Annotated in this window: 24 protein-coding genes; 5 read left to right on the forward strand and 19 right to left on the reverse strand. The window is 73.4% G+C overall.

From position 1 onward, the window contains the following. Positions 1-93: 93 nt before the first annotated feature. Positions 94-945: an SGNH/GDSL hydrolase family protein gene (locus ABZ215_RS39255; protein WP_354955706.1), complete on the reverse strand. Its 852-nt coding sequence runs from the start codon at positions 943-945 to the stop codon at positions 94-96. A 244-nt stretch (positions 946-1,189) separates the two neighbouring features. Between ABZ215_RS39255 and ABZ215_RS39260 the strand changes: the two genes are divergently transcribed. Further along, on the forward strand, positions 1,190-1,321 hold the full coding sequence (locus ABZ215_RS39260) for a hypothetical protein (protein WP_020419884.1): 132 nt from the start codon (positions 1,190-1,192) through the stop codon (positions 1,319-1,321). Positions 1,322-1,396: 75 nt separating this feature from the next. Next, positions 1,397-2,953: a phosphodiester glycosidase family protein gene (locus ABZ215_RS39265; RefSeq protein WP_354955708.1), complete on the forward strand. Its 1,557-nt coding sequence runs from the start codon at positions 1,397-1,399 to the stop codon at positions 2,951-2,953. 10 nt (positions 2,954-2,963) lie between these two features. Here ABZ215_RS39265 and ABZ215_RS39270 read toward each other — a convergent pair whose 3' ends face one another. Then, positions 2,964-3,845 (reverse strand): alpha/beta hydrolase, encoded by an 882-nt coding sequence (locus tag ABZ215_RS39270; RefSeq protein WP_354955710.1) that lies wholly within the window; start codon positions 3,843-3,845, stop codon positions 2,964-2,966. 15 nt (positions 3,846-3,860) lie between these two features. Further along, positions 3,861-4,340, reverse strand: coding sequence for a nuclear transport factor 2 family protein (locus tag ABZ215_RS39275; RefSeq protein WP_354955712.1), 480 nt, complete (start codon positions 4,338-4,340; stop codon positions 3,861-3,863). 165 nt (positions 4,341-4,505) lie between these two features. On the opposite strand from ABZ215_RS39275, the gene ABZ215_RS39280 reads away from it, so the two are divergent. Next, on the forward strand, positions 4,506-5,138 hold the full coding sequence (locus ABZ215_RS39280) for a TetR/AcrR family transcriptional regulator (protein WP_354955714.1): 633 nt from the start codon (positions 4,506-4,508) through the stop codon (positions 5,136-5,138). Between the two features lie 10 nt (positions 5,139-5,148). Here the strand turns inward: ABZ215_RS39280 and ABZ215_RS39285 are convergent, their stop codons facing one another. Next, positions 5,149-5,988 (reverse strand): GNAT family N-acetyltransferase, encoded by an 840-nt coding sequence (locus ABZ215_RS39285; protein ID WP_354955716.1) that lies wholly within the window; start codon positions 5,986-5,988, stop codon positions 5,149-5,151. Between the two features lie 57 nt (positions 5,989-6,045). Here ABZ215_RS39285 and ABZ215_RS39290 point away from each other — a divergent pair, with 57 nt between their 5' ends. After that, entirely contained in the window at positions 6,046-6,381 is a 336-nt protein-coding gene (locus ABZ215_RS39290; RefSeq protein WP_020419878.1) for a VOC family protein, read from the forward strand. A 100-nt stretch (positions 6,382-6,481) separates the two neighbouring features. Here ABZ215_RS39290 and ABZ215_RS39295 read toward each other — a convergent pair whose 3' ends face one another. The 11 genes from ABZ215_RS39295 to ABZ215_RS39345 form a co-directional block, all read right to left on the reverse strand. Next, the gene (locus tag ABZ215_RS39295) at positions 6,482-7,069 is read right to left on the reverse strand and encodes a GrpB family protein (protein WP_354955718.1); all 588 of its coding nucleotides are present in this window, start codon (positions 7,067-7,069) and stop codon (positions 6,482-6,484) included. A 10-nt stretch (positions 7,070-7,079) separates the two neighbouring features. Beyond that, on the reverse strand, positions 7,080-7,829 hold the full coding sequence (locus tag ABZ215_RS39300; RefSeq protein WP_354955720.1) for a hypothetical protein: 750 nt from the start codon (positions 7,827-7,829) through the stop codon (positions 7,080-7,082). Continuing rightward, positions 7,769-8,263, reverse strand: a complete 495-nt coding sequence (locus ABZ215_RS39305; RefSeq protein WP_354955722.1) for an ABA4-like family protein — start codon at positions 8,261-8,263, stop codon at positions 7,769-7,771. Before ABZ215_RS39305 ends, ABZ215_RS39300 begins: the two co-directional genes overlap by 61 nt. Continuing rightward, positions 8,260-9,219: a hypothetical protein gene (locus ABZ215_RS39310; protein WP_354955724.1), complete on the reverse strand. Its 960-nt coding sequence runs from the start codon at positions 9,217-9,219 to the stop codon at positions 8,260-8,262. The genes ABZ215_RS39305 and ABZ215_RS39310 overlap by 4 nt, the downstream gene beginning before the upstream one ends. Positions 9,220-9,302: 83 nt before the next feature. Then, on the reverse strand, positions 9,303-10,151 hold the full coding sequence (locus ABZ215_RS39315; RefSeq protein ID WP_354955726.1) for a TIGR03620 family F420-dependent LLM class oxidoreductase: 849 nt from the start codon (positions 10,149-10,151) through the stop codon (positions 9,303-9,305). A 67-nt stretch (positions 10,152-10,218) separates the two neighbouring features. Next, the gene (locus tag ABZ215_RS39320; protein WP_020419872.1) at positions 10,219-10,551 is read right to left on the reverse strand and encodes a metalloregulator ArsR/SmtB family transcription factor; all 333 of its coding nucleotides are present in this window, start codon (positions 10,549-10,551) and stop codon (positions 10,219-10,221) included. Between the two features lie 38 nt (positions 10,552-10,589). Then, complete coding sequence (locus ABZ215_RS39325) at positions 10,590-11,027, reverse strand: ATP-binding protein (RefSeq protein ID WP_039791692.1); 438 nt, start codon at positions 11,025-11,027, stop codon at positions 10,590-10,592. 93 nt (positions 11,028-11,120) lie between these two features. Then, the gene (locus ABZ215_RS39330; protein WP_354955728.1) at positions 11,121-12,098 is read right to left on the reverse strand and encodes a pirin family protein; all 978 of its coding nucleotides are present in this window, start codon (positions 12,096-12,098) and stop codon (positions 11,121-11,123) included. Between the two features lie 40 nt (positions 12,099-12,138). Then, positions 12,139-12,597, reverse strand: coding sequence for a DUF4383 domain-containing protein (locus ABZ215_RS39335; protein WP_020419869.1), 459 nt, complete (start codon positions 12,595-12,597; stop codon positions 12,139-12,141). Positions 12,598-12,658: 61 nt separating this feature from the next. Then, a complete protein-coding gene (locus tag ABZ215_RS39340; RefSeq protein WP_020419868.1) occupies positions 12,659-13,390 on the reverse strand; it encodes a DUF1990 family protein in 732 nt (243 codons plus the stop codon). Further along, the gene (locus ABZ215_RS39345) at positions 13,387-13,599 is read right to left on the reverse strand and encodes a hypothetical protein (protein ID WP_020419867.1); all 213 of its coding nucleotides are present in this window, start codon (positions 13,597-13,599) and stop codon (positions 13,387-13,389) included. Before ABZ215_RS39345 ends, ABZ215_RS39340 begins: the two co-directional genes overlap by 4 nt. Positions 13,600-13,683: 84 nt before the next feature. Between ABZ215_RS39345 and ABZ215_RS39350 the strand changes: the two genes are divergently transcribed. After that, the gene (locus tag ABZ215_RS39350) at positions 13,684-14,343 is read left to right on the forward strand and encodes a DUF1990 family protein (RefSeq protein WP_027936142.1); all 660 of its coding nucleotides are present in this window, start codon (positions 13,684-13,686) and stop codon (positions 14,341-14,343) included. A 9-nt stretch (positions 14,344-14,352) separates the two neighbouring features. Here the strand turns inward: ABZ215_RS39350 and ABZ215_RS39355 are convergent, their stop codons facing one another. The 4 genes from ABZ215_RS39355 to ABZ215_RS39370 form a co-directional block, all read right to left on the reverse strand. Then, the gene (locus tag ABZ215_RS39355; protein ID WP_020419865.1) at positions 14,353-14,757 is read right to left on the reverse strand and encodes a nuclear transport factor 2 family protein; all 405 of its coding nucleotides are present in this window, start codon (positions 14,755-14,757) and stop codon (positions 14,353-14,355) included. Positions 14,758-14,873: 116 nt separating this feature from the next. Then, positions 14,874-16,100, reverse strand: a complete 1,227-nt coding sequence (locus ABZ215_RS39360; RefSeq protein WP_354955731.1) for a sigma-70 family RNA polymerase sigma factor — start codon at positions 16,098-16,100, stop codon at positions 14,874-14,876. Beyond that, positions 16,090-16,464 carry a YciI family protein gene (locus ABZ215_RS39365; protein WP_020419863.1) on the reverse strand — a complete coding sequence of 125 codons (375 nt, stop codon included), beginning with the start codon at positions 16,462-16,464 and terminating at the stop codon, positions 16,090-16,092. The genes ABZ215_RS39360 and ABZ215_RS39365 overlap by 11 nt, the downstream gene beginning before the upstream one ends. Positions 16,465-16,609: 145 nt before the next feature. Beyond that, a complete protein-coding gene (locus ABZ215_RS39370; RefSeq protein WP_020419862.1) occupies positions 16,610-16,912 on the reverse strand; it encodes a DUF1540 domain-containing protein in 303 nt (100 codons plus the stop codon). Positions 16,913-17,092 lie beyond the last annotated feature (180 nt).

Genomic DNA, 17,092 nt, shown 5'->3' on the forward strand with positions numbered 1-17,092 from the left:
GAGTTCGAGGCCGCGCAGGCCGCGGTGGCGCCGATCTACGACGCCGAGGACATCGTCGAGGCCGGGTTCGCGCCCGGGTGGCCGTCGCGCGCGTCAGTCGAGGCCGAGCACCTCGAGCGTCTCCGCGGCCATCTCGGCCTCGCCGAGGGCGTTGGGGTGCACCACCACCGGGTTGGTGCCCTGCAGGAACGGCTCGATCCACCGTACGCCGGCGGGCTGGCACGCGTCGTGCCCCTCGGAGGCGACGGAGAAGTCCACGTAGGTCACGCCGGTCTCCTCGGCGGCGCGGCCGACCGCGTCGTTGAGCGTGGCCTGCAGGCTGCGCAGGTACGCCACATCGCCCTCCGCGACGGGCATCTTGTCGAAACAGCCCCCGGTCGCGGGCAGGATCCACGGGTAGCCGAGGATCGCGACCTCCGCGTCGGGCGCCTTGTCGCGCACCGCTCGCAGCGCGTCCACGAGCGCCGGGTAGGTCTTGTTCCGGACGGTGTCCTCGAAGCTGGTCCCGAAGGTGTCCTTGCACGGGCTGCCCTTGCCGCCGGCGAGGATGCCGGTGGAGCCGCAGGCGAGCAGCGCGCCGATGAACACGCCGCTGTCGTTGCCGCCGATGGTCATCGTGATCAGGTCGGTGCCCGCCTCGACGGCGTCCAGCTGCGGCGGCACGCCCGGGTACTGAGCGGTGCTGAAATGCCTCGTCTCCGCCGCCCCACAGGTGACGTCGGTGAGGCTCGCGCCGATCTCGTCGGCGAGGACGTGCGGGTAGTTGCGGCTGGAGCGCAGGCACAGCGGCGAAGCGTCCGGATCGGACGGTTGCACGCCGGAGGCGGCGCTGTAGGAGTCGCCCAGCGCCACGTAGTCGAGGGAATCGGCGTGGGCGGCGGGTGCGGCGGCGAAGGTCGCGGTCGCGGTGGCCGCGGCGAGGGTCGCGGCGAGTCGGCGGGGCATGGCGGGTCTCCCGGGCGTCGTTGGCGGGTGCCGAAATCTACTGGCGAGTAGGTAAGTGATCGTCGGGCATCCGGGAAACGCTTGTCAAGGAGCCGGACAGGGCCTTCCGGCTTCCTCGTGCGGTCGCGCCAAGACTTCGCGCGCCGGGCCGTCACGGGCATGACAACTCCCGGCGCGCGCCCGGTCGTCCGGCTCGCGGCGTCCGGCGCACGGCGGTGGCCGCCGCAGCCGCGCCGAGGAAGCCGTGATCGAGGCCGAAGCCGAAACGCTGGAACGGCGCGTCGAACGCCGGCTGGACGCGATCCAGGCCCAGCTGGACCGGCTGGCGGCCCGCGGCGTGGATCCGCCGGCGGCCGTCCGCGACGGCGAGCGCTGAGCCTTCCGCTGACGTTCACCCGCGCTACGGCCTGCCGTCGGCTGTCCGTCGGGTGCTGCGGCTGGACTGCCCGGCGTGCTCGCGTTGAAGATCAAGGCCGCCGCCTGCCTGGCGCTCGCCGCCGCGACCCTGCCCGCCCCCGCGCAGGCCGCGCCCGAACCCGGCTGGGGCGGGGACGGCCTGACCTGGACCATGACCGCGGTCGCGCCGGGTGTGGAGGTGCGCTCGGGCGTGCTGCAGCGGCCGACCGCGCCGTACTGGACGGTCACCGTCGCCGCGCCCGCCACGAACGTGCTGACCGGCGCCGCCACGGTCGCCGACCTGGGCAGCGCCGAGTGGGCGTCGACGACGGCGGATCGCCTTGCGGCAGCGGGCTTTCCGGCGCGCCAGGAGGCCGTGCGCTGGCCGTCCTACACCGACACGCCCCGCGGGGTCGCGGGCGTGCGGGTGCGGACCGGGAAGTACGCCACGCAGGCCGAGGCGCAGGCCGCGGTGACCGCGCTGCGGGCGGCGGGTTTCCCGACCGCGACGGCGGCCTGGACCGGCTACGACGTGGACCAGGCCCCGGACGCCGAGCGGGTGCACGTCGCGGTCATCGACCCGCGCGCGTTCCGCGGTTCGGTCGAGGCCTCTCACGGTGAAACGGTCGCGACGCGGGAGAAGACCTCCACCCTGGCCTCGAAACTGGGCGCGCTGGTGGCCGTCAACGGCGGGTTCTTCGTGACCTCCGACGCCGACGGGTACCAGGGCGTGCCGGCCGGGCTCGCGGCGTACGACGGGCGGCTGGAGTCGCTGTCGGCCGGCTCGCGGGCGGCGCTCGTGCTGGGCCCGGGGCGGCCGCGGATCGCGAACCTGACCTCGACGGTCACCGTCCGGTCCGGCGGGGCGACTCATGCCGTGGAGGGCGTGAACCGCAAGCCGGGTGTGCTGCGCAACTGCGGGCGGCCCGGCGCGGTGCCGACGACCGCGCCGCGCCAGGACTTCACCTGCACCAGCGCGGACGAGCTGGTGCTGTTCACCGACGCGTTCGGCGCGGCCCTGCCTGCCGGGGCGGGCACGCAGGTCGTGCTCGACGCGTCGGGCGTGGTGGTTTCGGTGGGGGCGCGGGGCGGCGTGCTGCTGCCCGGGCAGTCCGCGGTGCAGGGCATCGGGCCGTCGGCGGACTGGCTGACCGCGCACGCCGTGGCCGGGCGGCGGCTGCTGGTGGACTCGCGGGTGCGGGAGGCCTCGGGCTTTCCGACGGTGACGCCGCGTTCGGTGGTCAGCGCCGCGCCGCTGCTGCTCCGCGACGGCCGGCTCGCGGTCGACGCCGCGACCGAAGGTGTGCTGGACCCGCGGGACCTGTCGTTCGGCTACGCGTGGTCGCAGCAGCGCCAGCCACGCACGATGGCCGGTATCGACGCGCGCGGCCGGCTGCTGCTGGTGACCGTCGACGGGCGGCAGCCCGGGGTGAGCGAGGGCGTGACGCTGGTGGAGGGCGCGCGGCTGATGCGGTCGCTCGGCGCGGTGGACGCGCTGAACCTCGACGGCGGCGGCTCCAGCGCGATGGTCGTCGCCGGAGCGGTGGTGAACAAGCCCTCGGACGCCGCGGGGGAGCGCGCGGTCGGCGACGTGGTCGCGGTGTTGCCCTGAGTCCCTGGGGTCACTCGTTTTCGGAGATCCGGGCGGATGTGCGCTCCCGGGCCAGGAGGTTTCGCAGGGCGGCGAGGACCTCGGCGGGCGCCTTCTCCATGACGAAGTGCCCGCCGCCCGGGATCAGGGTCAGTTCGGCACGGGGGATCCCGGCGGCGAGCTCCTCGGCGATCGTGGTGCGCAGGTAGTCGTCGCCGGTGCCCCACACGATCGCCGTGGGGCATTGGATGCCGCCCAGTCCCGCGGCGAGGTCGGCGCGGGCGGGGACGCGGTACTGGCTGAAGAAGTGCAGTACCCAGCGGGCGCCTTCGGGGTCGCGCATCCAGCCCAGGTAGTCGCGGAGGGTGGCGCGGTCGAAAACGCCGTCCCGCAACGGTTTCCGCAGGGCCGCGTGGTTGATCCCGGCCAGTGGCAGGACTTTCGCGGACGCGTTCGCGAGCCTGCTGCGGCCGAGCAGGCCCACCAGGGAGAACACGGTGTACCAGGCGGGCACGAAGGTGCGGTGGGCGCGGCTGTTGAGGATCGCCAGTCGCCGCGCGCGCCCGGGGTGGCGCTGCGTGAAGCCGAGGGCGAGGAAGCCGCCGTAGTCGTGGCCGAACAGGTTGCAGTCGCCGATCCCGAGGGCGTCCAAGGCGCGCCCGAGACGGGCGACCTCGGTGTCGTAGTCGAACCGCAGATCGGTCCGCCGTTCCGAGGCGCCCCAGCCGAGCCAGTCGAGGGCGAGGACGCGGTGGTGCTCGGCGAGCGCCGGGATCTGGTGGCGCCAGGCGCGGTGGTTCGCGGGATAGCCGTGCACCAGGACGACGGGCTCGGCGGCGGGATCACCGAGGTCCACGTAGGCGAGCCGGGCGCCGTCGACCCGCACCGAGCGCGGCTCAGCGGGCAGGGACATGGGTTTCCTCCTGGGTCATGCGCCGGGGCGCGCGTCCGTTCCTGGCCGGAGCGCCCGGTGCAGGGCGAGCGTGTCGAGGTAGGTGTCCTTGGTGCGCACCAGCCCGTCCCGGACGGTGATCACGTCGACACCCGCGACTTCGAGCGACCGGCCGGTCGGCTGGAGGAGCTCGCCCCGCAGCGGGAACGGCTTCACCAGCGTCGCGCCGAAGCGGTACTGGTCGACGTACATCGCGTCGCCGACGCTCAGTGCGGTGGTGGTGAAGCGCATGTCCGGCCAGGCTTCGAGGAAGTAGCCGAACTGGGCCCGGACCGCGTCCGCCCCGGTCGCCGGTGCGAAACCCTCGGCGTGCAGGTGGAAGACCATGTCCTCGCCCTGCAGTGCCATGATCGCGTCGAGATCGCCGGCGTTCCAGGCCGCGCCGTAGCGCTCGGCGATGGTCGCGGTGTCGCGGATCTTCGCCGATTCCCTGTGCGCGTCTGCTCTCCTGCTCACCGTTCACTCCGGAGCTTCCAGGAGATGTCCCGGGTCGTTCCTCCGGCCTGCGCTCGGCTCAGCATCCTCGCCTCCCCATTTCTTGCAATCGTTGCAAGAGTGGTTTCACGGTAGCAGGAGCGGGGAGTTCTTACAACGGATGCAGGAACGCGTAGGGTGTCCGGCATGCCCACCGGTGACGTCAAGGCGCGTGATCCGCGGAAGCAGCGGACGATCGACGCCCTGCTCGCGGCGGCCGAACAGATCTTCGCCCGCCGTCCGGTCGACGAGGTGACCGTCGAAGAGATCGCCGAGCGCGCCGGGGTCGCGGTCGGCTCGATCTACAACAACTTCGGGTCCAAGGCCGGCCTGCACGCTGCGGTCGTGGACCGGGCGCTGGACGTGGACCGCGAGTACATGGACCGCGCCTACACGCCGGACCGCTCGCCGGTCGAGCAGCTCGAAGCCGCCGCCGAGCAGTACCTGCGCTTCTACCTCGAGCAGCCGGAGTTCTTCCGGATGCTCGCCTTCCCCGCGCCGCTGGGGAACTACTCCGCCGCGGCCGAGACCGCCGCCCGGCTCGCGCACCGGGTGGACGAGCAGAACGCGCGCATGATCGACGCGATCGAACGCGGCATCGCGGCGGGGACGATCCGTCCGTTGGACGCGCGCAAGGCCGCGAAGGTGCTCTGGGCGAGCTGGAACGGCGTCATCAGCCTGGCCTGGCGCCCGGACGAACTGCGTGAGGACGAAGCGGGGCTGGCCGAACTGCTGTCGCTGGCGGCGGACCTGGTCGCCTGGGGTCTGCGCCGGGTCTAGTGCGCCGGGGTCAGGCGGCGCGGCGCAGGTCGAGGCGCTCGGGGAGCTGCCGGAAGCCGGCGGAGCGGTAGGTGGTGACGGCGGCGGTGTTGGTGCTCGGGGTGCAGACGAACGCGCACGACGAGCCGAGCTCGCGCAACGCGGCCGCCGCGGCGAGGGTGATCGCCCTGCCGCGGCCGCGGCCGCGGTGGTCCCGGTGCACGCCCAGCGGCTCCAGCAGACCGGGCCTGCCGCGGCCGGCGGACCACACGGTCACCGCCGCCACCGGCGTGTCCTGGTCGTGGCCGACGAGGCACCGCGCGTCGGCGTAGGGCGGGGCCGACGCCATGTCGCGCCAGTGCTCGGCGGTGAACGTCGACCCGTCGAAGGCGGCCCGTTGTACCGCGGCACGCACGTGCGCCTGCTCCGGCCCGGTCACCTCGATTCGCAGGCCCGGGTCCGGCACGGGCTCGGCGAGGTCGCGGACCAGCGGTGTCCAGGCGTCGCCGTCGTGCCAGCCGTCGCCGCGCAGCAGGTCCCGGACCAGCGCGCCCGGCGGGGTTTCCAGGAACACCTCGCCCGCGGGCAGGACACCGCGCTCGGGCCGGGCGAGGTCGTCGGCCAGCCGTCGCGCGAGTTCTTCGTCCCGGCGGGCGTCCGGCGCGACCGTGAGGCGCAGCAGGCCGGGTTCGTCGAGCAGCCCCACGGCGACGATCCGCCCGTCCCGGCTCCACGTCCGGACCGCCGCGGCCGTCGCGTCCGTGCCGGACCGCCAGAACCAGCCGACGTCGCCCGGGTGCAGCTGCACCGGCGCGTCGTCGTGCTGCCAGGCCCGCAGCGCGCGCACGGCGTCGTCCAGGATGCTCGCCATACCGTCGATCACACACCACCGCGCCGCCGCCGCGCACCCGGTTTTACGCTGGGCCGCATGGATCTCTTCGCCGGCATCTCGGTCAGCGACTACCCGGCCGCCCGCGAGTGGTACGAGCGGCTGTTCGGGGCCGTCGCCTTCGAGCCGAACGACGTCGAGGCGGTGTGGGAGCTGGCCGAGCACCGGTACGTCTACATCGAGCACCGGCCGGAGCACGCGGGCCACGCCCAGCACACGATCTTCGTGGACGACCTCGACGAGGTGGTCGCCGGAATCGCCGGGCGGGGCCTGGAACCGGCCCAGCGGGAGACCTACGACAACGGCGTCCGCAAGATCACCTACCGCGACGCGGACGGCAACGAAATCGGCTTCGGCGGCGCGCCGGTCGGGTGAAATGCGGTTGCTCCGGCTCGGGGAGCGACCGCGCGGTGGAGCTGCTCGATCGTGAGGTCGCTGGGCGCCTGACCACTTGTCCGCTCCTGGGAACGTGCGCCTAGAGCATCCCGGCGGCGCGGAACATCCGGTCGTAGATCTCGCGGATCGTCTGCTGCTTGCGGGCGTTGTAGTCCATCACGGTGCCGCCGCCGGGGATCGCGGCCCGCTTCGCCTCCTGGTAGCGCTCGCGGTCGTCCGGGTGCGTGCGCAGCCAGTCGCGGAAGAGGCGGTGCCGGATGGTCTCCGGGCAGTCCGGCCCGTACACGTGCAGGTTCACCCGCGGCCCGGCCAGCGTCAGGCAGCGGTGCTCGTGGAAGGACGGCTGCCGGATCGTCAGCACGTACCCCAGCCGCTCCAGCGGCGGCACGTACGTCTCCTCGGCCCGCGGGTCGGCGACGGTCAGGTCGATGTCGACGACGTCCTTCGCGGCGAGCCCCGCCACGGAGGTCGATCCCACGTGCTCCAGGTCCAGCACGGCTGCGCCCAGTGCGCGCCGGATCCCGGCCGCCAGGTCCCGGTAGCGGCGCGGCCAGTCCGGGTCGTACGGCACGATCCGCACGGGCGCCGGCGGGGGCGGGCCGTGCACCCACGGGTTCTCGTCCGGGTCGGGGTCGTGGTGCCGGGTGATCTCCGCGAACGTGGCCACTCCCGCGAAGCTAGCAGCCCCAGATGCTGCCTTCCAGTTCGTCCCCGCCACCGCCCGGACCGCCGGCCGCCATGCCGAGCGCCGTCATCGCCGCGTCGAAAGCGTCCTCTGTGGACGCCGCGATCTCCCGGAACGCCGGGGGAAACCCGGCGACGGCGCGGGCGCGGGCCGCCGGGTCGCTCTTGGTGACGCCGCCGGTGAAGATCCGCGGGTACACCTCGGCCACGAACGGCGGTCGCGGCGGGTCGAACGGCCAGATCCGGAACCCGGCGCCCGCCAGGCGGTGCAGTGCCCGCATCCCGTGCAGCGACCCGCGGCCCACCTGCCTCGCCCCGACGAGCTGGAACACCGACTTCGCCGGGAAGCCCGCGGCCCGCGCGGCTTCCTCGGTGCGCCGGAACTCCTGCCCCGTCAGCGCCTTATGGGTGGTCCAGAACGGCGGCTCCGGCGCGGCGAGCCACCGCGCCAGGCCGCGCTCCCGCATCAGCGGCGTCAGCGACTCCTCCGCGAGCGCCGCCCACAACCCGCGCGCGGTCAGCCCGCGTTCCCGCAGGTACCAGGCGGGCAGCGAGAACGCGAAGTCCAGCCCCACCACGAGATCGGGCGTCGCGGTCCCGATCAGCCAGTCGACGACCTCCTCGCGGCTGCGCCCGTTCTCCAGCCGCACCAGCTCCCCGCGGATCACCTCGGCGACCCAGATCACCCGGCGCTGCGCGGGGCCGGCTCGCCCGGACCAGTCGACGGCGACGACACGTGCCACGGGCCGATCGTGGCACGCCGTGCGGCGACCCGGCGCACCACCAGGTAGGTCAGCAACCCGAACGGCGACAGCAGGATCGTCAGCACCAGGATCGGCGCCACGAACGCGTGGTGCACCCCGCGCTCCCGCGCGTCGGAGTACATCCACCGGCCGATGAACAGGTCGAAGGCGATCAGGTGCGCCCAGATCGCCGCCGCGCCTTCCGGCGTGCCCAGGAACGCCCGCAACGTCTCCAGGTCCGGCCGGCTCACCACCGGCCACAGCGTGCCGAAGTCGCCGACCGCGAACACGGTGTAGACCACCAGGGGCGGGAGGACGATCCAGGGTGACGCGATGATCCGCCGCGTCACCGACCACCCCGGCGCGAGGATCATCAGCGCCCAGAACGGCGCGGCCAGGTAGAACGTGATCTGGAACAGGGCCGTCGTGCTCATGCCACGCTCACTTCCGGACGACGGGACCCGGCGGCCAGCGACCAGACCGCGCCCGCCGCCACGGCGCCCACCAGCCCGGCGAGCGCGGCCAGTGTCCGAGCGTCGGGGTGGATCAGCGGCTGCCCGCGCAGGGCCTGCCACGTCACGAGCGCGACCAGGCCCGCGTAGCCCAACCCGGCCACCGCCACCAGCCGCGCCCGCACGACCTCGGACCGCAGGCGCGCGACCCGGCGGGCGAGCACGGTGAGCAGGAGCGCGAACAGTGGCAGGACCTGCAGCGCGTGCATGCCGACGAAGTGCGGGATCCGCAGGTCGCCGCCCGTCGTGCTCCAGCCGGTGAGGGGCATCCCCGGCCCGCCGTCGGCGACCCCCACGCTGTGCGCGCCGATCAGGCCCTCGAACGTGCCGTCCCGCATGGATCGCACCTGCTCACCGGTGGGGCCGATCATCAGCCCGCCGAGCCCGAGCCCGGCCAGCGACACGACCGCGCCGAGCCGGATCGCCCACCGCGCCGCGGGATCGGTGATCTCGGTGCGCAGCAACAGGATCGTCAGCACGAGCGTGCCCGTCCACAGCGCCGCGATCGAGATGCCCATGACCGTGAACAAGGTGGCGTCGAACGGGGTGGCGGCGTTGAAGTGGCTCGCCCGCCCGCGGACCACCTGCAGCACGATGATCGCGTACTCGACCAGCACGATCACGACGATCGCGGTCGACACGCGCGCGGCCAGGCGCTGCCCGCGCCGCAGGAGCGTGAGCATCCACGCCCACGTCACGCAGTACAGCGCGATCGAGACGGCGAACTTGAGCGGCTTGAGCCAGATCGGCGCGCCGAGCAGGACCCGGTCGTCGAGCGCGAGGCCGCCCAGCGACACCACGGTCAGGCCCGCCATGATCCCGGCGGTCCACGTCATCGGGCGGTGCCAGGCCGAGACCCGGCCGAGCAGGGTTGTCATCGTGTCTCCTCCCAGTCGGATAGCATCACTATCCAATACGGGAAGCTAAGCTATCCATCCTGAGGAAGTCCACAGGAAACCCGCTAACGGAGGAGCGCCTCGCCGAGTTCGCGCCAGAACGGCCGTGCGGTCGCCCCCGGCTCGATGCCGATGACCTGCACGACGACGTGGTCGGCGCCCGCCTCGACGTGACGGCGCAGCTTGCCCGTGATGGTCTCCAGGTCGCCCCAGAACACGAGGTCGTCGACGATCCGGTCGCTGCCGCCGCGGGCGAGGTCGTCCTCGGTGTAGCCGAGGCGCCGGAACTTCGCGATGTTGTACGGCGTGGTCAGGTAGGTGTGCAGGTGCTCCCGGGCGACCGCGCGGGCCATCGCGGGATCGGTCTCGAACAGCACGGCGTGCTCGACGGCCAGGAACGCGTCCGGGCCGAGGGTCTCGCGTGCGCGAGCGGTGTGCTCGACGTTGACGTGGTAGGTCTGCGCGCCCGCGGCGCGGTCGCGGGCGAGTTCGAGCATCTTCGGGCCGTAGGCGGCCAGGATGCGGCGGATCGGCGCCGCGGACTCCCGCGCGTCGAGTTCGTCGAGGTACTCGCGCATGGCCGTGAGCGGCTTGACCCCGGGGTGCGGTTCGCCGCCGAACCCGAGCCCGAGGACGTGCCGGCCGGGGTAGGCGTCGGCCAGCAGGGCGGCCGCGCCGTGCGCCGAGTGGGCCGGGTGGGACCAGATCTGCGCGATGCCGTTGACGACCCGCAGCCGCTCGGTGGCCGCGAGCAGGACGGCGGCTTGCGTGAACGCTTCGCGCCCGCCCACCTCGGGGAACCAGAACGCGCGCCAGCCCTGCTCTTCCAGTTCCCGCACCGACTCGCGCATCAGCGCGGCAGGCTGGTGCTCGAAGTCGAACGTGTAGATGCCGAATGTGCCCAGATCATCCATGGATCGAATTATCGCAGATTCTCGATATGATCGCGTGTGGGCTCCGGCACGGGGGAGCAGGGGAGCGCTACAGGGTCTCGCCGAGGACGGCGACCAGCTCGGCGATGCGCTGCTCGTCGCGCTTGTAGTGGGTCCACTTGCCGACCCGGGTGGCGCGCACGAGGCCCGCGCGCTGCAGCTCGGCCAGGTACGCCGACACCGTCGACTGCGCCAGCCCGGCCTTGGCCTGGATGTGGCTCACGCACACGCCGACCTCGGCCGGATCGGCGATCGCCCGGTCCACGGGGAAGTGCCGCTCGGGCTCGCGCAGCCAGGACAGCAGCTGCAGGCGCACCGGGTTCGACAACGCCCGCAGCGCGCGGACGACGTCGGGGTCCGGGGTGACCGCGGCTTCCGTCATGGCACCCAGGTTATCCGGGCCGGCGCGAGCGGGGCTGCTCACACCTCGGGCGGCGCGGTCGGGCAGGGGTCCCAGCCGTAGGCGGCGCAGTCGATGGTCGCCCACACGGTCTTTCCGCCGTCCGGGGAGAGCCGGCTGCCCCAGTCGTGGGCGACCGTGTCCACGATGCGCAGGCCACGCCCTCGCGGCTCCGCCGGGGTGCTGCCGGTCAGCACCGGCATCAGCGTGGAGTCGTCGTCGACTTCGAGGTGGATCCGGCAGGGGTCCTCGTCCCGGCGCAGCCGCAGCCGCCGGGGGCCGCCGCCGTGGTCGTAGGCGTTGGTGACGAGCTCGGTGGCGGCCAGCAGCACCGCCGTCAGGTGGTCTTCGCCCAGGTCCGCCAGTGCCGACGCCGCCCAGCGCCGCACCGCGACCAGCGGGGGCACGTCGCCGGGCGCGAAGTCGAGCACCAGCGCGGCGCGGTCCGGATCGGTCATCTCCACGTGCCGCCAGTCCCCTGTGCGCCCTGTCTGCTCAAGGCGGCTGGTGCTGTCTACCCTGCGGCGGCACGCCGAAAACCCGCAGCGGCGCTACGCCGTCGGGTTCCGGCGCGGCTTGATGCGCGCGTGCGGCAACTCGGGCGCGGGCAGCCAGGACACCGCGCCCCGGTAGCCCTCGACGCGCCCGAACTGGTCGGACCCGGCCTGCCAGGCCTCGCGGTAGGCGGCGATCTCGTCGTGGGTGCGGCCCACGAAGTTCCACCACATCACGATTTCCTCGGCGAAGGGCGTGCCGCCGAGCAGGAGGACCCGCGCCGGGCCGGTGCCGTCGTTGACCAGCTCCAGGGTGGGCGAACCGGGCGCCAGGTAGGCGAGTTCGCCGCCGGCCAGCGTCGTGCCCGCGACGGTCACGCCGCCGATGTCCTGCAGCACGCCGTGCTCGAACGCGGGGTCGACGTCCAGCTCCAGTCGCGCCCCGGGCGCCAGGGTGAGCTCGGCGCCGAGCAGGGGCGTGAAGGTCGGCACCGGCGAGGTGCTGCCGGCCAGGCTGCCCAGGAAGACGCGGATGGTCGCGCCCGGCGCCTCGACCAGCGGAGGCGCGTAGTGCCGGAAGTCGCGCGCGGTGTGCCGGTGCTCGTCCGGCAGCGCGATCCACAGCTGCACGCCGTGCAACGTGGTGGTGTCCGGTGTGGACACCTCGGAGTGCGCGATGCCGTGCCCGCCGGTCATCAGGTTCAGCTCGCCGGGGCGGACGAAGGCGTGCGTGCCGAGGCTGTCCCGGTGCTCGACCTCGCCGGTGAACAGCCAGCTCGCGGTCTGCAGGCCCGTGTGCGGGTGCGGGGCGACGTCCATGCCGCCGGTGGCCGCGACGTCCTCGGGCCCGTAGTGGTCGGCGAAGCACCACGCGCCGATGAGGGATCGCTGCCGCTGCGGCAGGGTGCGGCGCACCCGCATCGCGCGCGGTCCGCCCAGCGGGACGTCCCGGGGCGTCAGCACGGTCACGGTGCGCGCGGGCGCGGGCGGGTCGCCGCACACCAGCTCGGCGGGGTCCGCCTCCACGTTGCTCATGGGTTCATCCTGCCACCCGCCCGCGGCGGCGGGCCGGAGCTCAGCGGGTGTCGGCGCGGGGGCGGCCCGCCGACAACGGGAACAGCCCGAGCACGATCATCCCGATTCCCAGTCCGAGGTGCAGCCAGTTGTCGGCGTCGTTGACCGGCACGAAGTTGGCGCCCGAGCCGTGGTCGACGAGCAGGCCGTACAGCCACAGGACCAGGTACACGACGCCGCCGCCGATGAGGAAGGCGCGGGCGCCGCGCGCGCTGCGGGCCAGCGCCAGGCCCGCGATGCCGAACGCGAGGTGCACCAGGTTGTGCAGCACCGACACGGCGAACACGCCGAGCAGCATCGCGCCGGAGTGGTGGCCGGCGAAGGTGAGCTGGTCGTAGTGGGTGGTCAGGCCCGGGATGAACCCGGCGATCCCGACGAGCAGGAACACGACGGCGACGACCGCGGCGAGGGTCTGCGTGACGGTGCGGGCGGTGCCCGCGGCGGTGGGCGTGTGCGACATGGTGGTGCCTCCCGGAGTGGCTTTCCCGCGGGCTTCCCGGTTGGGCGGGGTTCAACCGGGCTCAGCCCGGTCCGACGCGGTGGATCGCCAGGCTGTCCAGGCGGGAGACGGTCGTGTCGGAGGGCGCGGTCACCAGCGGCCCGACGCGCGGAGGCGGGCTCGCCGGAACCGTCTCCCCGCGCAGCGCGGCTTCGGTGAACGCCCGCAGCCGTTCGCCGCAGCGGCGGTAGAAGCGCAACTGGGTGCGGCGGCCGAACAGCCGCCAGCCGAGGAAGGTGATCCGGCCCAGCGACGGCGCGCCCTGCGAGTAGCTCTCGGCGACGAACTCGACCTGGCCGCTGCCGGGGTGCTTGACGACCTGGTAGGTCACCTTGCCCCGCTCGAGGTGGCCGTCCAGGGTCTCGTACGCCCAGCCCCAGACCCGGCGGCCGTCGTCCCGGGTCTCGTCGACGACCTCGGTGACGCGGACCCCGCAGTAGAAGTGGATCGCGTGCCACCGGGCTTCGAGCAGCATGTCGCGGCCGGCCAGCGGCGCGTCCGGGTCGTAAAGCGCGCGCACGATCTCCGGCGGGGAGAACTCGTAGTCGCGCACCAGCCGGCACGCCTGCTCCCACGAACCGTCCGGCTCCGGGGGCCCCGGCCGTTCCGCGGGCAGGGCGTGGCGGTGCGTGTCGATGTTCCAGGCGGGCCCGCGCACCTCGGACACGTCGTAGTTGATCCCCTTGCCCGCCAGGTCCCGCCACGCCTGTCCGGCGTCGAGCCTGCCGAAGACCCACCGGCCGGCGCGGGTCACTCGTGCTCCGCCAGCGAGTCCCCGATGACCCACAGGGTGGGCGGCCACAGGCCGACGAACAACGCGCGCCGTTCGGCGTTGCCCCGCTCGTCCTGGTCGACCGTCTTGGCGCGGATCCAGAGGCCGAGGCACAGGCCGATGGTCGCCAGCGAGGCGAGGTGCAGGTGGGCGCCGCGCACGTGTGCCCGGTGCAGCAGCCGAACGACCATGGACGTCTCCGTGTCGGGCGTGGATGTGCGGGTAACTGCTGTCCTGTACCCGGAAATCGCGGTTTCACCCACGGGAGTCCACCGATGCCCTCACCACGCCGGGTTTTCGCCGTGGCCGGGCGCCTGTTCGCGGGCACTGCTCTGGTCACGTGGCGCTACGTCTGGTCGACCACGCCACTGCACCGCCACGAAGGCCCGGGCGGCGAGGAGGACCGGCCACCGCCGCTGCCGCCCGGCGTGCTCGACGACCGGGTGCAGCTGGACGGCCGGGGACCGCTGTTCCACCGCCGCTTCCGCGTGCGGGTGGCCGGAGCGGAGATGGACCCGGCGCGGCTCGTCGGCCTCGTCGTCGGCGACTTCAAGCACTTCGTGCCCGGCGAGGTGGTCGACGTCCACAACGGACGGAGTGGGGACGAGCTGGTGGTGGAGATGCCCGGCCCGTGGAACGGCCCGGTGCGGATCGCCTACCGGGACCCGACCACCGTGCGGCTGGTGACGCTGCGCGGGCACCTGGAGGCGGGGCAGGTGCAGTTCCGCGCCCACGCCGACGGGGACCTGCTGGTGTTCGAGATCGAGCTGTGGGCCAGGGCCGCGAGCGCTCTGGTGCACCTGCTCTACGCCCGCCTGCGCTTCGCGAAGGAGGTGCAGCTCAACATGTGGGTGCGGTTCTGCCTCGCCGCGGCCGCGACCACCGGGGGCCGCCTCGTCGACGGCGTGCACATCACCACCCGGCGGCTCGGCTGAGGCGGCGGCTCAGTGCGCGCCGAGCTCGGCGGCGACCTCCGCGTTGATCCGCTCGAACTGCTCGCCCATCCGCGCGGCCAGCGCGGTGGCCGCCGACAACGGCCGCACCATCACCATGAAGTCGTCGATCCGGCCGTGCTCGTCGAGGTGCAGGAAGTCGCAGCCGGTGAGCTCCTTGCCGTCGACCGTCGCCTCGAAGACGAGCGCGTGGTCGCGCCCGCCGGCGTCGGCGATCTCCCGCACGTAGCGGAAGTTCTCGAACACCCGCATCACGGCGCGCAGGATCGCGGCGGTCACGGTCTTGCCGTGGTACGGCTTGAAGGCCACCGGACTGGTGAACACGACGTCGTCGGCGAGCAGGGCGGCCATGCGGGTCTCGTCGCGTGCTTCCACGGCTTCCCGGAACGGATGCATGGTCGCCGAGGGTAGCGGTGCCTCCCCGGCGGGACAATCCCGGTGTCGTCAGTCCTCTGTGGACCCGGCCCGCCTGCCGCCACTGATGATGTATAACGACCTATACGGCGCGGCTTTCAGCAGCCGGACCCGTCGGCCAGCTCAAGGGCCTCGGCCAGCCGCGCGGCCAGGAACGCCCGGTCGGCCGGGTTCGCCGCCAGCTCGCGCGCACGCCGGTACGCCGCGGCGGCCTCCGCGGGGCGGCCGAGCCGCCGCAGCAGGTCGGCCCGCGCGGCGTGGTGCAGGTGGTAGCGGTCGAGCCCGTCGATCCGGTCGAGCAGCGCCAGCCCGGCGGCAGGCCCGTCGGTCATCGCGACGGCCACCGCGTGGTTGAGCGCCACCACGGGCGACGGCGCGATCCGCAGCAGCTCCGCGTACAGCACGGCGATCCGCGGCCAGTCGGTGTCCTCGGCGGACGGCGCCTGCGCGTGCAGCGCCGCGATCGCCGCCTGCAGCTGGTACGGGCCGGGCGCCCCGAGCCGCAGCGCGCGGTCGAGCGCGCCGACCCCCTCGGCGATCGCGGCCCGGTCCCAGCGCCCGCGGTCCTGGTCGGCCAGCAGCACCACCTCGCCGGCGGGGGAGTGGCGCGCGGCCGCCCGCGAGTCGTGCAGCAGGAGCAGTGCCACCAGCCCCAGCGCTTCCGGCTCGTCCGGCATCAGGGCCGCGACCAGTTTGGCGAGCCGGATCGCCTCGGCCCGCAACGTGCCGGCCGGTCCCGCCGTGTAGCCCTGCGTGAAGATCAGGTACACCACCGACAGCACCCCGGACAGCCGCTCGGGCAGCAGGTGGTCGGCGGGCACCGCGAAGCGGATCCCGGCGTCGCGGATCTTCCGCTTCGCCCGCACCAGCCGCTGCGCCATCGTCGCCTCCGGCACCAGGAACATCCGCGCGATCTCCGCCGCCGTCAGCCCGGCCACGGCCTGCAACGTGAGCGCCACCCTGGCCTCCGGCGCGAGCGCCGGGTGGCAGCACGTGAAGATCAGGCTCAGCCGCTCGTCGCCGACCGCGAGCAGGCGGTCTTCGCCCAGCTCGCTCACGGCGGGCCGCCCGTCGTTCGCCCGCTCCTCCTTCTCCCGGCCCGCCCGGTCGCGCCGCAGCCGGTCGACGGCGCGGTTGCGGGCGGCGGTGAGCAGCCACGCGACCGGATCGTCGGGCACCTCGTCCCGCCAGGCACGCAACGCGAGCGCGCACGCGTCCTGCAGCGCGTCCTCGGCCAGCTCGAAGTCGCCGAGCACCCGGACGAGCGCCGCGAGCATCCGCGCGCGGTGCTCCCGGTAGACGCGCCCGACGACGTCAGACGGCACCGGCGGGGCTGTGGTCGACGCCGGGCACGTGCGCGAGCGGCCGGACCTCGATGGTGCCGGTCTCGGCCAGCGGGCACAACGCGGCCAGTTCCAGCGCCTCGTCCAGGTCGCGGCAGTCCAGCACGTAGTACCCGCCCAGGTGCTCGTGGGTCTCCACGAACGGCCCGTCGGTGATCAGCGTCCGCCCGTCCCGCACGGCCACCGTCGTGGCGGTGTGCACGTCCTGCACCGGATCGCCCGCGACCAGCACCTGTCGCCGCCGCAACTCGTCGGCGAAGGCGTTCACCCTGGCCAGAGCCTCCGCGAACCCCGGATCCGACGGTTCCGGCCGTTCGCAGTTGTAGATCATCAGCAGGTAGCGCATCGGTCCTCCCGGTCGTCCTCATTCCCGGATGACGAACGGGATGCCCGCGACTCGACAGCCCGCCGGGAGATTTTCGCCCCGGCGCGCCGGAAATGCACGAGGGCACGGCCGCGTGGTGCGGCCGTGCCCTCGTCGCCCTGGGCGGTCAGCGCGGGGTGTAGGTGAGGCAGTTCGCGGCGTGACCGCCGGAACCGGGCCCCACCCGGACGCCGGAAGCCGTGCACTCGAGCGAGGAGTTGTAGGTGCAGTCCGCGCGCGAGCACGCGCCGACCTGCGCGACGACCCGGTCCAGGCCGCCCTTGGTGTTCAGCGGCACGAAGGTGCCGCAGTCCGCCGAGCCGTTCTCGCCGCTGACGGTGATCGCGTAGGCGTGGCATCCGTCGTGGTTGTACGAGCACCCGGTGACGGTGCACTCGGCCACGGCGGGCATCTCGGTGCTGGTGGTCATTACCGCTCCTCACGACAGGTGGTGGGATATCGTTCGGTGCCTCGAACAATGCCACCGCCCGCAGTGCGCGGCAATTCGGCGGAATTAGGGCGTGTCTGACAAAGATCGCGGTTGGTGGCTGGGATGCTGCTGGTCGTGTCGCGGTTTCAGATGCTCTCGGATGAGCAGTGGGCGTTGATC

Origin of the sequence: Amycolatopsis sp. NPDC006131 (assembly GCF_040614175.1) — a bacterium.
In the GTDB taxonomy this organism is placed as follows: Bacteria; Actinomycetota; Actinomycetes; order Mycobacteriales; family Pseudonocardiaceae; genus Amycolatopsis_E; species Amycolatopsis_E tucumanensis.

Bases quoted from the DNA above. Each gene is read 5' to 3' on its own strand.
- ABZ215_RS39325 (WP_039791692.1), bottom strand. From the start codon at position 11,027: ATGACCGATCCGGACCGCGCCGCGCTGGTGCTCGACTTCGCGCCCGGC.
- ABZ215_RS39335 (WP_020419869.1), bottom strand. From the start codon at position 12,597: ATGTCGCACACGCCCACCGCCGCGGGCACCGCCCGCACCGTCACGCAG.
- ABZ215_RS39370 (WP_020419862.1), bottom strand. From the start codon at position 16,912: ATGACCACCAGCACCGAGATGCCCGCCGTGGCCGAGTGCACCGTCACC.
- ABZ215_RS39285 (WP_354955716.1), bottom strand. From the start codon at position 5,988: ATGGCGAGCATCCTGGACGACGCCGTGCGCGCGCTGCGGGCCTGGCAG.
- ABZ215_RS39320 (WP_020419872.1), bottom strand. From the start codon at position 10,551: ATGACGGAAGCCGCGGTCACCCCGGACCCCGACGTCGTCCGCGCGCTG.
- ABZ215_RS39255 (WP_354955706.1), bottom strand. From the start codon at position 945: ATGCCCCGCCGACTCGCCGCGACCCTCGCCGCGGCCACCGCGACCGCG.
- ABZ215_RS39330 (WP_354955728.1), bottom strand. From the start codon at position 12,098: ATGAGCAACGTGGAGGCGGACCCCGCCGAGCTGGTGTGCGGCGACCCG.
- ABZ215_RS39280 (WP_354955714.1), top strand. From the start codon at position 4,506: ATGCCCACCGGTGACGTCAAGGCGCGTGATCCGCGGAAGCAGCGGACG.
- ABZ215_RS39305 (WP_354955722.1), bottom strand. From the start codon at position 8,263: ATGAGCACGACGGCCCTGTTCCAGATCACGTTCTACCTGGCCGCGCCG.
- ABZ215_RS39315 (WP_354955726.1), bottom strand. From the start codon at position 10,151: ATGGATGATCTGGGCACATTCGGCATCTACACGTTCGACTTCGAGCAC.
- ABZ215_RS39345 (WP_020419867.1), bottom strand. From the start codon at position 13,599: ATGGTCGTTCGGCTGCTGCACCGGGCACACGTGCGCGGCGCCCACCTG.
- ABZ215_RS39365 (WP_020419863.1), bottom strand. From the start codon at position 16,464: ATGCGCTACCTGCTGATGATCTACAACTGCGAACGGCCGGAACCGTCG.
- ABZ215_RS39290 (WP_020419878.1), top strand. From the start codon at position 6,046: ATGGATCTCTTCGCCGGCATCTCGGTCAGCGACTACCCGGCCGCCCGC.
- ABZ215_RS39350 (WP_027936142.1), top strand. From the start codon at position 13,684: ATGCCCTCACCACGCCGGGTTTTCGCCGTGGCCGGGCGCCTGTTCGCG.
- ABZ215_RS39310 (WP_354955724.1), bottom strand. From the start codon at position 9,219: ATGACAACCCTGCTCGGCCGGGTCTCGGCCTGGCACCGCCCGATGACG.
- ABZ215_RS39355 (WP_020419865.1), bottom strand. From the start codon at position 14,757: ATGCATCCGTTCCGGGAAGCCGTGGAAGCACGCGACGAGACCCGCATG.
- ABZ215_RS39270 (WP_354955710.1), bottom strand. From the start codon at position 3,845: ATGTCCCTGCCCGCTGAGCCGCGCTCGGTGCGGGTCGACGGCGCCCGG.